Source organism: Sinorhizobium glycinis, assembly GCF_001651865.1.
In the GTDB taxonomy this organism is placed as follows: domain Bacteria; phylum Pseudomonadota; class Alphaproteobacteria; order Rhizobiales; family Rhizobiaceae; genus Sinorhizobium; species Sinorhizobium glycinis.
Window position 1 is genome coordinate 283865 of sequence record NZ_LPUX01000064.1, and the last position, 14015, is coordinate 297879.

General features: G+C 62.8%; 12 protein-coding genes. 6 read left to right on the forward strand and 6 right to left on the reverse strand.

Annotated elements, in window-relative coordinates; genetic code table 11:
• Window positions 1-55 precede the first annotated feature (55 nt).
• The 6 genes from AU381_RS21210 (at window position 56) to AU381_RS21235 (ending at window position 6823) form a co-directional block, all read left to right on the forward strand.
• The gene (locus AU381_RS21210; protein WP_064244175.1) at window positions 56-1750 is read left to right on the forward strand and encodes a putative bifunctional diguanylate cyclase/phosphodiesterase; all 1695 of its coding nucleotides are present in this window, start codon (window positions 56-58) and stop codon (window positions 1748-1750) included.
• 104 nt (window positions 1751-1854) lie between these two features.
• On the forward strand, window positions 1855-2373 hold the full coding sequence (locus tag AU381_RS21215) for a hypothetical protein (protein WP_064243703.1): 519 nt from the start codon (window positions 1855-1857) through the stop codon (window positions 2371-2373).
• A complete protein-coding gene (locus tag AU381_RS21220) occupies window positions 2370-3548 on the forward strand; it encodes a class I SAM-dependent methyltransferase (protein ID WP_064243704.1) in 1179 nt (392 codons plus the stop codon). Before AU381_RS21215 ends, AU381_RS21220 begins: the two co-directional genes overlap by 4 nt.
• On the forward strand, window positions 3545-5905 hold the full coding sequence (locus tag AU381_RS21225; protein WP_064243705.1) for a SpoIIE family protein phosphatase: 2361 nt from the start codon (window positions 3545-3547) through the stop codon (window positions 5903-5905). The genes AU381_RS21220 and AU381_RS21225 overlap by 4 nt, the downstream gene beginning before the upstream one ends.
• A 3-nt stretch (window positions 5906-5908) precedes the next feature.
• A complete protein-coding gene (locus AU381_RS21230; protein WP_064243706.1) occupies window positions 5909-6469 on the forward strand; it encodes a slr1658 superfamily regulator in 561 nt (186 codons plus the stop codon).
• A 15-nt stretch (window positions 6470-6484) separates the two neighbouring features.
• Window positions 6485-6823, forward strand: coding sequence for a slr1659 superfamily regulator (locus tag AU381_RS21235; protein ID WP_064243707.1), 339 nt, complete (start codon window positions 6485-6487; stop codon window positions 6821-6823).
• Window positions 6824-6861: 38 nt separating this feature from the next.
• Here AU381_RS21235 and AU381_RS21240 read toward each other — a convergent pair whose 3' ends face one another.
• The 6 genes from AU381_RS21240 to AU381_RS21265 all read right to left on the reverse strand — a co-directional run bounded on the left by AU381_RS21240 (window position 6862) and on the right by AU381_RS21265 (window position 14009).
• Window positions 6862-8022, reverse strand: a complete 1161-nt coding sequence (locus AU381_RS21240; RefSeq protein WP_064243708.1) for a helix-turn-helix transcriptional regulator — start codon at window positions 8020-8022, stop codon at window positions 6862-6864.
• A gap of 640 nt (window positions 8023-8662) precedes the next feature.
• Window positions 8663-9094: an arsenate reductase (glutaredoxin) gene (gene arsC, locus AU381_RS21245; RefSeq protein WP_064243709.1), complete on the reverse strand. Its 432-nt coding sequence runs from the start codon at window positions 9092-9094 to the stop codon at window positions 8663-8665.
• Window positions 9095-9251: 157 nt separating this feature from the next.
• Window positions 9252-10031: an intradiol ring-cleavage dioxygenase gene (locus AU381_RS21250; RefSeq protein ID WP_082910319.1), complete on the reverse strand. Its 780-nt coding sequence runs from the start codon at window positions 10029-10031 to the stop codon at window positions 9252-9254.
• Between the two features lie 250 nt (window positions 10032-10281).
• Window positions 10282-11586: a Gfo/Idh/MocA family protein gene (locus AU381_RS21255; RefSeq protein ID WP_082910256.1), complete on the reverse strand. Its 1305-nt coding sequence runs from the start codon at window positions 11584-11586 to the stop codon at window positions 10282-10284.
• Between the two features lie 162 nt (window positions 11587-11748).
• Window positions 11749-12573, reverse strand: coding sequence for a sugar phosphate isomerase/epimerase family protein (locus AU381_RS21260; RefSeq protein ID WP_064243711.1), 825 nt, complete (start codon window positions 12571-12573; stop codon window positions 11749-11751).
• Window positions 12574-12593: 20 nt separating this feature from the next.
• On the reverse strand, window positions 12594-14009 hold the full coding sequence (locus AU381_RS21265) for an enolase C-terminal domain-like protein (RefSeq protein WP_064243712.1): 1416 nt from the start codon (window positions 14007-14009) through the stop codon (window positions 12594-12596).
• Window positions 14010-14015: the final 6 nt, after the last annotated feature.

Genomic DNA, 14015 nt, shown 5'->3' on the forward strand with positions numbered 1-14015 from the left:
CGCCGGTTGTAGAGCGGCACCATTCAAGCGAGCAATGAAAGGGATGGAGGCCAGCATGCCTGATGCGGATGCGACGAAGTCTGCCTCATCTTCCGCCGAGAGCGACTTTCTCGCCCACACCGACGAACTCGTCTCCTATTACGACGAGAGCTTCCACCTCGTCGATTGCTCGGCGAGACACAGGAAAACCTATGCGGTCGACTCCCTGGTCGAGGCAACCTTGTGGCACGTCTACCCCGAACTATTGGCGCCAAGGCCAAGGGCCGCGGTCGATTTCGTCGTCGCGAGCGGTATCCCGCGCAGCATCGAGATCTCCGACGCAAGGGGGCGCGCCCCCCGCACCCTGGTGGTCTTTCGCGCCGAGCGCGGCATAGGGGTCGCGGAAGCGGAAGGCGATTTCACCTGCCGCGAGACATCCACCCAGAGCGAGAGCGATCGCGCGCTCCTGCTGCACCAGGCGACCCATGACGTCTTGACCGGGCTGCCGAACCGGCGGCAGTTCAGCGATCAGCTGCGAGCCGCCCTGCCCGTGCCGAGCGGCGCGAGGCTGGCGCTCATGCAGATCGACCTCGACGACTTCAAACCGATCAACGACACGCTCGGACACGGCGCCGGCGACACCGTTCTCAAGATGGCGGCGGAACGGATCAGGGGCGTGCTCAAGGAGCGTGAGTTTGCCTATCGGCTGGCCGGCGACGAATTCGCCGTCATTCAGTGGAAGGTCGACCAGCCGAGGGAGGCGGAGCGCCTCGCCGAGGCAATCGTCAATGCTTTCAAGGAGCCGTTCACCGTCGACGGCATCAACGTGTTTGTCGGTGCGAGTGTCGGCATCGCCATCGCCCCTGCGGATGGAAACGAAATCGAACAGTTGATGAAAGCCGCCGACATCGCGCTCTATGCGGCGAAGAAGGACGGCCGCGGCCGGGCAAGGACATTCACCCGTTCGATGCTGATCGTGCTCGAGCAGCGAGAAATGCTGCGTCGCAGTCTGCGCACCGCCCTCCAGGAAGGGCAGTTCTTCATCGAATACCAGCCCTTCGTGAAGCCGCGCGCCTCGATTGTCGGCTTTGAAGCGCTGTTGCGCTGGCGCCATCCGCTGGTCGGCATCATCCCGCCGAGCGTCTTCATTCCCATGGCCGAAGCTGACGGTCTGATGAGCGAGATCGGCCAATGGATGTTGGAGCAGGCCTGCCGCGCCGCCGTGACCTGGCCGTCGCATTTCACCGTCGCGGTCAACCTGTCGTCGGCGGAGTTCCTGCACGAGGGCCTCACCGATCGCGTCGCCCAGATCCTCGATCTGACCGGCATCCGCGCCGACCGCGTCGAACTGGAAATCACCGAGTCGGTGCTGCTCGAGCGCACCATCAACAATCTCGATACGCTCAACACCTTGAACTTGCTCGGTGTTCAAATTTCCCTCGACGACTTCGGCACCTACTATTCGTCGCTGAGCTACCTGAAGAACTTCCCGTTCGACACGATCAAGATCGACCAGTATTTCATCAAGGATCTTGAGCACGACGAGAAGAGCCAGACGATCGTACGGTCGATAATCGCACTCTCCCACGGTCTCGGCATGGACGTCACCGCCGAGGGCGTGGAAACCGAAGGGCAGGCCGCCTGGCTTCAGAAGGAGGGCTGCGACCGATTGCAGGGCTACTTCCTGGGCTTCCCGATTCCCGCTGAAGCGATCGGCGAATTCCTGCGCAAGTCGGCGGCCGTGCCCATGGCGGGGGCTCTGAGGACCTGACGGGGCTCGACGCAACCTGGAGTATTCTGGCGATTGGCGCCCGTCCGATATAGTCATGGGAGTTGAGCGAATCAGGATTCGCTCATGCAGTCGGAGGAAGCAGCATGAACGCAGCGCAAAGGCAGCCCGCGGAAGGGAAGTTCGAACCCCTGCTCCAGTTCGAGATGGAGATGGGGACCTTCCTGTCCGATTGGCACCATTGCGATCAGTTGTCGACCTACATGGCGCGGATGATCAGTCACAACCGGACGGATCCGGTGCGACACTCGAACTTTTTCTCCTCCGCGCTCAACGAACTCCTCGAGGTGTCGTTTCGCGGCGGCTCGCCGGAGGGCCGCATTGGCTGCGCCCTCTATCGGCAGGGTCCGAGGGAGCGCGTGAAGCTCTCCTTCCCGTGCCCGCCCGGCCAGCGGCAGTTCTTCCGCGAGGCGGTCGCGAGGACCCGCAAGAACGACGCATATGCGCGTTATCTGGACGCTATTTCAACCGATCTCGCCCCTAGCCGGGAGGTCATTCTCCTGGACCTGGCGATCAACTTCGACGCCGAGATTCGACTGGAAGAGGATGAGCCGCCGTCGATAACGATCATCGTGGATCTTCCACTTGAAGGAATTGTGAGTTGAGTACGGCAATCCTTTCAGCGCCTTTCCAGGCGGAATTCGACGCCAACAGCCAGGAGTTCGCCTTCGCCGGCGTCATTCGGCCGCGCTCCGTGGACGAGATCGCTCACAGCATTTCGGCGCTCAGGCACGCCATCGAACAGGCGCGCGGCGTCCTCTACATCAATGTGAAGCGCCTCGCGCAGATGAACAATACGGCCTTCCATGCCTTTTCCCGCGTGGTTCTGGACGCCTGCCGCACGCGCTCGGACATCCGCTTCGTCGTCGTGACCTCGAGCGTCGTCGGCTGGACCGAACGGATGTTCCGGCATCTCGGCAAGATCGAGCCGCAGATCACGGTCGAGGTCTATGATTCGAAATTCTATCCCGGCCAGAGCTTCGTCGAGGACACCAGCTTCATTCCGATCCTGCGTACACAGACCAAGATGACGTGGCGCCACGAGCGCACCATCCTGCCGCGTCACGGCATGCGAGCGGGAATTCACATGGCCGACATTTGCTGCGGCATCGGCGATTTCGCCGTGCTGGTGCGCAAGGAGTTCCAGCCGGCGCGTATCGTGGCCCTCGACCACTCCAAGGCAAGCCTGGCCTATGCCCGCGACGTCGCGGCGAATTTCGGCATTTCGGATATCGAATACACCTATGGCGACGCATCCGAGATGCTGCTCGAGGACAATCAGTTCGACCTGGTGACCTGCCGCCATTCGCTGCAGATCTTCAACCAGCCGGACCTGCTACTGAAGGAGCTGTACCGGATCTGCAAACCCGGCGGGCGCGTGTACATAACCAACGAGAAGAATTCGCACTGCCTCGGCGAACCACGGTCACAAAGCATCCAATGGACCTATAACGAGGTCGCCAAGCTGTTCGGCCATTTCGAGATGGATGTGGAACTCGGACCGAAGAGCCGCCGCTATCTCGCCGATGCCGGGTTCAACGACATCCGCGTCGAATCCTTCATGGTCACCAATCTCGACGGGGACCCGCAGGACTTCGCCGATGTCATCACCGCCTGGGAGAATGTCTATGCCGGCGAAATGGCTGTGAAACGCGGCGATCCCCCGGAGTTCATCGAGCGCTTCCGCCAGGGCTTCCGCGACCATATCTTCGCGGCCCTGCACCCCAAGGGTTACGCTGGCTGGCCGATCTGGGCAGCATCCGGACGCAAGCCGCTATGAACCCGTTCGATCAAAAGATCACCCGGTTCGGTTTGCGTTCGTTCCGCGCCAAGTTCATCCTCGTCGTCGGCGGCGCAGTGCTTTTCGACCTGCTCGTGACCGGGGGGCTTGCACTCTTCAACGTGCAGCGCTTGTCGCGCGATGCCACGACGGAGGTCGGCCAGGGCCTGGAGAAGGCGAACCAGGACTATATCCGTTCCTATGCGGAAACGACGGCCGCCCGCGTCAACCTGCTTCTGAACCAGGTTCACTCCGACGTCGGCACGCTTGCGGGCGTGCTCCAGGCGCAGGTCGACCGCCCGGTCAGAAAGTCCCAGATCGGCGAAGCGATGGCGCGGGGCGCCCCCGGCGCGGTGAGCGTCACCTATGACGAGAAAGGCGGATGGGCGCAGAACCGCCCCGGCCCCCTGTCGGTGGTCAGCGTCTGGGGATATCTGCTCGATGCCAACCACGTCCCCTTGCCCGAAGTGCAGACGGACATCGAGAACAGCGCGGTCCTCGACTTGGTCGCTCCGAGCCTGTTGGCCAACGGCCAGTCGAAGCTGCAGATGTACTATATCGGCCCGAAGGAGCGGCCGATCTTCCGGACGGCCCCCTATACGGATCAGGCCCAGACCTTCGACCGGCTCTATCCGGGCCACAATCAGGCGGAGTTCTGGCCGTTTTTCTTCCCCGGCCTTTACGATTCGTGGGAGCAATGGGCAGAGAATCCCGCGTCTCGCCCGGTGAACAGCGACATCACCCAGACGGCGCCCTATACGGATGCGATCACCGGCAAGCTGATCGTCAGCTTCTTCCAGCCCTTGTGGTCCTACGACCGAAAGCGGGTGGCGGGTGCCGCCGGCGCCGATATCACCCTCGACCAGTTGGCCGAGATCGTCGAGAACGTCCGGGTCGCCGACAATGGCTTCGGTTTCCTCACCATGTCGGACGGCAATGTCGTGGCCATCAACCCGGTCGGCGAAAAGGTGATCGGTCTTCAGTCGTCGAGCGACACCAGCAGCCAGGGGGTGACGGGCCTCGACCGGTCGCTGCGCAACAGCGCGCAAGCGGCGATCGCCAAACTCCCTTTGGATCAGGACGGCCTGCTGCAGCATGTCTTTCTTGAGGAGAACGGCGAGAAGGTGCCCTATCTCGTTGTCCTGAAACAGCTTCAGCCGACGAACCTATGGATATCCGGCCCCGTTCGCCGCGAATCCATGTTGCTTGGTATCGTCGTGCCGGAGCGTGAAATCTACGCCTCGCTCTTCGCCGCGCAGGCGGGCATCACGGAGGCAACCAACAGGATTCTGATCTATCAGGTCCTGGCGCTGCTCGTCTCGTTGCTCTTCGTCACCTCGGCGGTGTTCGCCATATCGAAGCGCATCACCGGCGGCATCAGCGCGCTCGCCAACGCGGCTCGCCGCATCGAGACCAAGGATTATTCCGTCCGCGTCGACATTCCGACCCGTGACGAGGTAGGGGAAGCCGGTGCCGCCTTCAATCGCATGGCTGAGGAAATCCGCTTCCATACCGAGAACCTGGAGCAGCTCGTCGAGGACCGCACGAAGGAGATCGAAGAGGCTAACCTGCAGATCTCGGCTCTCAACGAACAATTGCGCAGCGAGAACGTACGCCTCAGCGCCGAACTCGACGTCGCCCGCCGTATCCAGTTGATGGTTCTGCCGAGGGCTGGTGAACTCGAGGAAATTTCCGACCTCGAGATTGCCGCCTACATGCGGCCCGCCGACGAAGTGGGTGGCGACTATTATGACGTCTTGAGGGACGGCGAGCGGTTGAAGATCGGCATCGGCGACGTGACCGGCCACGGCCTGGAAAGCGGCGTGCTGATGCTGATGGTTCAATCGGTGGCACGCGCCCTGCAGGAGGCCGGCGACATGGATCCCTCGCAATTCCTCAACCGGGTCAATCGCGCCCTCTACAAGAATATCGTCAGAACCAACGCGAACAAGCATCTCTCCCTCGCCTTCCTGGACTATGACGGCAAGAGCCTGATGCTGTCGGGCCAGCACGAGGAACTCATCGTGGTGCGGAGCGCGGGCATCGTCGAGCGGATCGACACGCTCGACCTCGGCCTGCCGATCGGCCTGGAGCCCGATATCTCGCCTTTCGTGGCGACGCAGGAGATTGCCTTTGCAAAGGGCGACATGATCATTCTCCACACCGATGGCGTGACGGAGGCGGAGGGCCCGGACGGCGAGCTCTTCGGCATCGACAGGCTCTGCGAAAGTGCCCGCAGTCGCCACGGCTGCAGCGCCGAAGACGTCAAGAGCGGAATTATCGAGGACCTGATGGCACATATCGGCACGCAGAAGATCCACGATGATATAACAGTCGTAGTGATGAAACACAGGTAAGCGATGACGACCTTATATGGAATGGCAGACCTCGCCATCGGTACGGGCGAAAACGTGACCACGCTTCGCCTGTTCGAAGGCCCGCTCGACCTGAGCTGGAAGCACTGCGCGATGACCTCGGATTTCGTCGCCGAGTTCGTCGCCTTGCGCTATCGGACATCCCGCAACCTCTACAAGGAGGTGCGGCACAATGTCGGCTATCTGACGAACGAGCTCATCGAAAATGCGGTGAAGTTTCGAGCCTCGGGAGAAATCGTCGTCGAGACCGCGGTCGCGTCCAATGCGTTTCGCGCCAAGGTCTCCAATTTCGTCGACAAGGAAACGGCACGGCGCTTCCAGCATCTGCTTTCCGAGATCACCACGGGAGATCCGGGCGAGCTTCTGATCAAACGGATTGAAGAGAATGCATTGGGCGCGAGCCCCGGCGGCTCGGGACTTGGTCTTCTGACGCTCATGAGCGATTATGGCGCTCATTTTGCCTGGGTTTTCGGATCCGGCGAAAAGGAGAGCCGTATCCCGCTGGAGACCTATGCGTCGATCACAGTCCCTGAACCCTCGAATTGATGGGCAACGAAAAACATGGAAATCAAGGAAGAAGAGTATCGCGTTTGGTCGGAGGGCAAGGACATATACTTCGACGGCACCATGCGGCTGCCGAGCACGGAGGCCTATGCCCCTATATATTCCTTGGTGATGAGCATTCTCGAAACCGAGCCGGACCGCCTGACGGTCGACGTCACCGGTTTGCAGTTTCTCAATTCCTCGGGCATCAACCTGCTCGCCAAGCTGACGATCGAGGCCCGCAAGAGGCCGAACGTGCAGTTCACCGTGCGCGGAAGTCCGGAGTTTCCCTGGCAGTCGAAGTCGCTGCCGAACCTCAAGAAGTTGCACCCGGGGGTCGACCTCAGGCTCGGCTGAAATCCGATCGCGTAGCGCCGCGCCCGATCAATCACCCGTCAGCAGCCGAGCGCCTTGAGCCAGTCTCCGATCGTCGACCCACGGTGTCGGCCGGTCGGAGCGAGCGGCGCAACGGGGCGCTCCGGGGCCGCGGCCTTTCGGACCTCCCGGGGGCTCACCCCGAATTCGTGGCTGAAGGCGCGGGTGAAATTGGCGGCGACGTCGAAACCGGCAGCCTCGGCAATCTCGGCGATCGGCCGGCTGTCGGCCGGATCGCTGAGCGCCCCATGCGCCTGCTGCAGCCGGCGCCTGCGGATATAGTTGAGAACGCCACCGCTCGCTTCGAAGAGTTGGTAGAGCCGGGTGCGGGAGATGCCGATCGCCCGGCAGATGGCATCCGGCGTCAGGTCGGCCGAATGCAGGTTGAGATGAATGTACCGGTGCGCTCGCTCCATCATTCCCGTATTCGTCTGGGGTCCGGCCGCCTCCGGCCTCGCGGCAGAGGCGACGCATGCGACGACCATGTCGCGCACCGTGTGAACGATCCGCGGTAGTTCCTCGGCCGTCAGCCGGTCGAGGCTTGGCTCGATACCGTTGATGAAGTTGATCAGCAGATCGGCCAGGTTGCCCGACAAGACCGCATTGTTGGATCCGCCCAGCACCGCGGCATCATCGGCGAAAAGCTCGTAGGGCATGAAGAGGAGAACGGCGTCCGCCGCCGTCGTCCGGCCGCGAAAGGGATAGCCGAGCGAGCGGAACACCAGTCTGCCGGGCCCGTTCTCGGCAACGCCGCGATCGACTTCCGTCCAGCTCATGCCGCTACGAAGCAGTTCCACGTACCAGTGATCGATCGGGCTCGCGCGCAGCATCGCCTGCGGGCGCAGGTAGCTATGGCCGGGCACGTGCTGTTGCACGATGAGCAGATTGCCGAGATGCCAGGCCGTCTGGTCAGCAACAAACCCGTCCTGCGGCGGAACACTGTCAGGCAACCGGACCTCGAACAGAGGCGCCATATGCGCCCGCCAGGCCTGAAACTGCTCTGCCGGTGGAAGCCCGCGTGTCGAGAAGCGCATGGGGCTCAGCGCCGGCGGCCCGGCGGGGCGCGGGGGTGCCCGGACCGCGGCCTCGCGCGGCCAACGGCGGCGTTCCGGCTGCGGCTGCCTTTCAGGCGCTCCGGTCGGATTGTCCTCCGACTCGGGCCCCGTGGGACGATCACGCATACAAACTCTCCCGCCTCGATCCGGGCGATTACACGTTCTAGGCGTGGCTACATACACAGACGTATCGGTGTATGGCGTCGTGCAGAGCCCACTCAGCACTTAGCAGAACCCAGTTCTACTCCATTTTGAGTAGAAATGCACGGTGCGATAACTATCGGGATGGCACGATAATGACAATCGCCTCCGACAGCTGTAATCATATATCCATAGTCAACGCCACGTATTGCGTAACGGCGTTGATAGTAACTTGATTGTATATAATTTGCATCACCTAGTTATATTGCCCATGTACTTCAACGAATCGTGAGGTCTCTGGCTGGATAGGGGCGATGTCAAGATTTCTAGGTTCGTTTGTGCCGTCGCGATGCCTGCGGCATCGCGACGGTTGCATCCACTGCTGCACCCAACGCGCAGATACGCCCCCGCCCCCGGCGAAATTCCACGCCCACTATGGCCGGACGTCCGGAAATGCTGCGTGTACCGGTTTAAGGAACATGCAGCAGGAGTTGCGCATCCCCGCGGCCGAAGCAATCCGGCTCCACAGATGAGCCCTGGCCTCGGCGCGCAACTCCACCCCTTAAGCAGTTGGACGTCCTGGTCGAGCTGGATGGCTTCCACCGGCGATTGTTCGTTTGGTTCGCTAGACGCGGCGACCGCTCGCATCGACGACGACTTCGCCGTCCTCTTTCGCGAACGCGCCTTGCTGTCCTTGCGGCAGAAGATCCAGCACGGTTTCCGACGGGCGGCACAGTCTTACCCCGAGCGGCGAAACGACGATCGGTCGGTTGATCAGGATCGGATGCTCGAGCATCGCGTCGAGGAGCTGCTCGTCGGTCAGAGCCGGATCCGAAAGCCCGAGTTCCGCAAAGGGCGTCCCCTTCTCGCGCAACAGTTCGCGCGCCGAAATGCCCATGCGTGCGATCAGTTGCTGAAGCAGGGCACGGCTCGGCGGCGTCTTCACATACTCGATCACATGCGGCTCGATGCCGGCATTGCGGATCATCGCGAGCGTGTTGCGCGAGGTGCCGCAAGCCGGATTGTGATAGATGACGATATCGACGGGATTGTTCATGCGACGTCGGGCCTTTCGAAGTGGCGCCTTCCTTTGCTCGTTCTCCGGCGGTGAGGCTCGACGACCGAGACTTTCGGCCGGAGCCCCGGGAAGGCTGCTATGCTTCCTGTAGCGCAGCGGGGCGGCGAATGCGAGGTGCTAGATCTAGTTCTGGAGGTCAGGCCGCAATCCCGATCGTGTAGCTTGCCTGCAGCACCCCGCCGTCGAGCTTCTCGAAATCGAAGATGAAGTGCGAAGCCTCGCTCGAGGAGAACACCGTATCGCCGCCATTCATGGTGGCGCGCACGGGCCGCGCCGCATAGTCGGGATGCCCCTGATAGACGAGATCGCTCAAGGCATCGTCGAAAAGAAGCTGACTGACCAGCAGTTCGCGGTCGCCGAGGAGAACGCGCAGATGGATATGGACGGCGCGGCTCGGGTACCAGCCAGGATAAACCGTGAGAAAGCTGACGACGCCGTTGGCATCGCTGATCTGCCGGCCACGCAGGAAGCTCGTGCTTCTCGCCCTGGCCTCGCCCGCGTTGCACATCGCGGCCGCCTCTCCGGAATAGACGCCGCGCGCGTCCGTATGCCAGATCTCGACATCCGCTCCCTCGACCGGCTTGCAGGTCGAAGCCTCGACGAGGCGAAGGCTGACGCGGGTCGGCAACCCCGCGACGCCCTCGGTCACGTCGCTGCGGATCGGCACGTCGTTGGTGTGGCAGGGACCGAGGGTCTGGGCAAGCGTCGCGATGCATTGTGGCTCGGCCCGGAAGATCGGCTCAGGCAAGGCGCCGGAGATGCCGGCCGTGCCGCCCGCGCGGAAGTCTGATGCTTTCCAGTCGAAACTGTGGAGGGAAATGGGCGCACCGCCGCTGCCGCGCGCCATAAAGACTGCACCCGCTCCGGCCAGCAGCGCACCGCCGCCGAGAATGATCGTTCTTCTTTTCAGAGGCATCGGAGCGCTCCTTTCGATGAGGCCAGGTGCGAGCCGACCCATATCGTAATCTCACGTCGGAGCGAAGTTACGCCTTTGTAATGGCAAAACGAAGCGGCAACTCTCGTAATGCATGTCCCCCAAGGATGCGCAGCGGCTTTGGGCCTGCGACATGGACAAAAACGATCCTCATTCCTGTGCTGTCACAGAAACGACGGCGCATCGCCAATCCCAAGCACTGTAGGAACGCGAATGCGACGTACCTTGGGTGTTAACGGCGCCCGCCGGAGGATTGCGCCGCGAACTGGGGAACCGGACGGGTGCCGCTGTCGAAGAGATCCGGCATCAGATCGGCCAGCCGCACGACCTTGCCGCTCCGCGCGCTTTGAAGCGCTGATATACCGCAGAGGACCGAAAGCGCCCCGGCCCGCGCGCCGGCCCGTTGCCCCAGCGGATCGGCAATGCCCGGCTTGAAGATCATGTTGCGCATGCGGTCGTCGCCGCCGTAATGCCCGCCCGGCGAATGCGGCACCTTGATGCGCTCGACGGCAGGCTGGCCCTTCGGGAAATTGCGCACGAGCAGGATGACGTCTTCCGGCGTCGTCTCCCAGGGTTGATCCTCAAATTGACGAAGCTCGATCCTGCCCTTCGTTCCGTTGAAGGCGATGTGGTGGCCCTCGATCGGCTGGAAGGTGTTCAGCGAATAGGAGACATGGACGTCGTTGCGGTAGCGGATATTCGCGACCATCGTATCGGGAATGTCGATGTCCTCGCGGAACACGCAGCCGTCGCGGTAATAACCGTCGATCTCAGCGGGCTGTTCGTAGAGCGCGTCGAGGAACGGATCAGCCCCGATATCCAGATAGAAGTCGCAGCTTGCCTTATGGGGACACAGCTTGCAGCGCGGGCCGCGGAACGGCCCCTTGCGCCCGTACATCTGCAGCTCGGCAAAGGCGCTGACCGTTTCCGGGTCGCTGTCGAGATACCAGTTCAAAAGGTCGAAATGATGCGTCGCCTTGTGGACGAAAAGGCTGCCGGAGCGGTCCGTATAGGCGTGCCAGCGGCGGAAATAGTCGGCGCCGTGGCGAGTGTCGAGATACCAGTGGAAGTCGACAGAGGTGACGCGGCCGATCTCGCCGGCATCGATGAGTTCCTTGATGCGCGCCGCCGTCGGCGCGAAGCGGTAGTTGAAGGAGACGTCCACCCGCCGGCCGGTGCGCTTTTCCGCATCGAGAATGCGGCGGATCTTCTCGACCGTCGTCGCCATCGGCTTCTCGGTGATGACGTCGGCGCCGGATTCGAGCGCCTTCACGACGATATCGTCATGGGTGTCGTCCGGGGTGCAGACGATCACCAGATCCGGCCGCGTTTCGGTGAGCATCGTGTCGACATCGACATAGATCGGCGCGTTGCTGGCGATCATCGTGCGGGCACGCTCCGCCCGCAACGCATTGGTGTCGGCTATCGCGACGAGATCGACGAAGCCGCGCCAACCGGCGAGAAGGTCCTTGCCCCACATGGTGGTGCCGCGGTTGCCGGTGCCGACCAGCGCAAAACGACGTTTGTCATCCATCATCTCTCACGCAATCCTGTCTGGAGTGGCGCCGCGCGTCCGGCGGCAAAAAGGGATCAACATGTAAATTTAGAATACATGTTACTGATCGACATCCACGAAAGTCAATCGACAACCTCGGGAATTGATGCCTTGCTTGTAAGCATTATAGCCGAGTAGTATCTTTCAGCAGCAGCTTCGAAAGCGCTCGACGCAGGTGCCGATCACCTCCTCGGCCGGGCGCTTCCACCAGTTCTCGGCGGAGAAGATCTCGACCTCCTGCGCCCCGAAAAAGCCCGCCGCCTCGATGTGAGCCCGGATGCCCTTGAGGTCGATGACGCCGTCCCCCATCATGCCGCGATCGGTCAGCATGTCCCTGGTCCGGACCAGCCAGTCGCAGATGTGATGCGCGAGGATCGCCTTCATCCGGCCGGCCCGGGCGATCTGGTTGGCGAGATCGGGATCCCACCAGACATGGTAGACGTCGATCGCCACGCCGACGCCCGGTCCGACCGCGTCACAGATATCGAGCGCCTGGCCGAGCGTGTTCACGCAGGCCCGGTCGGCCGCATACATCGGATGGAGCGGCTCGATCGCCAGCGGCACGCCTGCCGCGCGAGCATGCGGCAGCACGGCGGCGATCCCCTCCTCGACCATGCGGCGCGCCCGTTCGATGTCCCTGGAACCGCCGGGCAGGCCGCCGACGACGAGGACCAGGCAATCGGCGCCAAGTGCCGCGGCCTCGTCGATCGCGCGCCGATTGTCGTCGAGCGCCTTTTCGCGGCCAGCCGCGTCCGCCGCTGGAAAAAAGCCGCCGCGGCAGAGGCCGGTCAGCTTCAGCCCGTTGGAACGGACGATGCGTACGGCCTCGTCAAGACCGATCGCCGCCACCTGGTCGCGCCAAGGAGCGATCGCCGTGATGCCGTGCTTCAGGCAGACATCCACCGCTTCGGCAAAACCGCATTGCTCGCGTATCGTCGCAAGATTGATGGAAAGACCGTCGACCTGCATGGTGTTCTCCTCCCGCTTTTTCAGCCCGCCATCGAAGCCCAGTCCGGCTCGACCGCGGAGCCGAGGCCGGTGACCCTCAAGACGGATGCAAAGGTGACTTCGCCGTTCCGGATGGCGAGTCGCGCCCGCCCGCCGGCGTTCTCGTAGAGATCGCCATGGGCGGCGAGATAGGCGGCCTGCTCCGCGTTGGGCGCCCGGCCCATGCCGTCGACATAGTGATGGCCGTTGCGCTCGATGTGCCCGGCGCCGACGAGTGCTGCCAATACGAGGTCCTGCTGCAGCCCCAAGCCGGCCTGCGTCGTCAGGTCCTCGGCTGACATGAAATAGCGGGCATGGCCGGCCTCGCCGTTCCATTTCTCGATACGGGCGCGATTGATCAGCGAGCGATAGAAGCCCTTGCAGGATTTCGACGAGATGCCGGCATAGCCGAGTTCGCGGGCCCGCAGGAAGGATCCGACGTCGCCGTCGGACTCGTCGATCTCGAGCGGCAAGCGCTCGGCGATCGCAGCGACCGATTTCGACAGCGCATCCGCACGGGCGATCGGCTGCTCGAAGAACAGCACGGACGCCCGCAACCGTTTCAGGCGCGGCTCGCTCTCGATCCGGTCGAGAAGGTCGGCGACCACTTCGCCGCTTTCGAACTGCTCGTTGCCGTCGAGCGTCACCTGATACTCTTCGGGGATGCGGTCGAGCACCGCGGCGGTCGCAATCAGCCGCTCGGCATCTTCCGCGGGGCGGCCCGAGACCTTGATCTTGAAGTAGCGGTGGCCATAGGCGGCGATCACCTCGTCCAAGGTCTGCGGCAGCCCATCTTCGAGCCGTTGCGCAGGTTCCAGCTCGGTGGCGTTCAGGGCATCCGCAAGGCCGATCGTATGGCGGACGGCAAGCTTGGGCGCGGGCGCCAGCCGCGAAATGAATCGGGTGAGATCGAAGCCGGCAAGATCGGGAGCGGTGCTGTCGGTGATACCGAGCAGATTGCCGGTCACCGCAGCCGCTGCACTGACGCCCTTCATTCGGCAGAGGGCATCGATGATGGCACGGTCGACAAGGGCCAACCCGTAGGAGGCGACAAGCGCCGGCAGGCCATGCCGTGCGGCCGCCCAGAGATGATCCGCCTCGGCGGCAGCATGGAGACCGAAGGCGGTGTTCGCCGGTAGCGATCCGAGTCCTTCGATCGCGAGAGACAGAGACCCACGAAGCTGCTCGACATTGTCTCCGGGCGACAGCGCCGGGTTCTTGTCGAACCATTTGGGCATCATCATCTCGGCCGACCAGCCGGCGGCGGAACGGCCTCTTTCATCCTCGATCCGGACCCGGACGAAGGCCTGCGGGGCGCGCTCGACCCGCGCCGCGCCGAAGCGGAAAGGAAAGCGGAAATCGACCGGCCGCTCGAAGAATTCCGCGTCAACGAGCCTGATGCGAGGGGCACCCGTCATGGCCTC